Origin of the sequence: Heyndrickxia coagulans DSM 1 = ATCC 7050, assembly GCF_000290615.1 — a bacterium.
GTDB lineage: Bacteria > Bacillota > Bacilli > Bacillales > Bacillaceae_C > Weizmannia > Weizmannia coagulans.
Genome location: NZ_ALAS01000179.1, coordinates 1 through 421, shown reverse-complemented (window position 1 = coordinate 421; position 421 = coordinate 1). Strand labels below are relative to the sequence as shown.

The 421-nt window shown below is 41.3% G+C and carries 1 pseudogene; it reads right to left on the bottom strand.

Going from position 1 to position 421, the window contains the following annotated elements:
* Positions 1-86: 86 nt before the first annotated feature.
* A pseudogene (locus tag IC21_RS08915) lies at positions 87-421 on the bottom strand (IS5 family transposase); the annotation flags it as partial.

Genomic DNA, 421 nt, shown 5'->3' with positions numbered 1-421 from the left:
AAAAATAGATGGAAAAATTTTCTAAATGTGGATAAGTCATTTTATCATAAAACATCTAAAAATTGATGAATTTACTCTTCAGAACTGCCCAGCCCATACTTGCGCTTGCCTTCGCCAAATTTGCCTTCAACGGCATTACGTTCAGAGGCATCCTGCCTTGCGACATGTTCTAAGGTTTTGTCTTCCATTTTGGATGGACGTCCTAACCTTGGCCCACTCCGACGAATGCCAAGAGATTTACAGTATGCCAGATTATTACGGTTTCGGTAAATTTTATCTGCCAAGATCGCTTCCGGATAAAATCCGAACCGGTTGTAGTAGTTTTCAACAAATTCCTTGAGAGTGGTCCCTTCATTGTAATTTTCCCAGTCGAGGTGCTCAATCAAGGCATAACCATCTACGACACTGATGGCGACTTTTG